This window comes from Vibrio sp. 1078-1 (genome assembly GCF_033340475.1).
Genome location: NZ_JAWOWM010000661.1, coordinates 1 through 574, shown reverse-complemented (window position 1 = coordinate 574; position 574 = coordinate 1). Strand labels below are relative to the sequence as shown.

General features: G+C 48.1%; 1 protein-coding gene. It reads left to right on the top strand.

All coding sequences use genetic code 11. The features are described from left to right. The coding region (locus R7190_RS29365) for a methyl-accepting chemotaxis protein (protein WP_318138138.1) at positions 1-574 on the top strand (574 nt) is incomplete at both ends.

Genomic DNA, 574 nt, shown 5'->3' with positions numbered 1-574 from the left:
TCCGAGATATCTCATAATGCTCAAGCAACCGCAGATGCGACGCTGAAAGCGCAAAACACCATGACCGATAGCCGCAATGTTATCGATAACGTTAACCATTCCGTTCTCGACCTTGTTGGCGAGTTGGGTGAGATTTCGAAAGTGGTGATGCGTTTGAATCAACAAACGGATCAAATAGGGACGGTTATTGAGGTGATTAATGGCATTGCCGAACAAACCAATCTTCTGGCATTGAATGCTGCGATAGAAGCGGCAAGGGCAGGCGAGCAGGGGCGTGGTTTTGCGGTAGTCGCGGATGAAGTGAGAACGCTTGCCAAACGAACTCAAGAGTCCACAACAGAGATCAAATCTGCGATTGAGAGCATTCAACATGGCAGTAAGTCTGCGGTTTCTGCGTTGGAGAAAGGCAACGAGATGTCTACAGGGACGGTCACTTTGCTTGGAACGGCGCTTGAGAGCATTCAGCAATTAGAGTCGTTGATCCAAGATGTTGTAGAAAGAAATCAACAGATAGCTGTCGCCATCGAAGAGCAGGTCTACGTCACGGATGAAATCAATGAGAACATCCAATCGC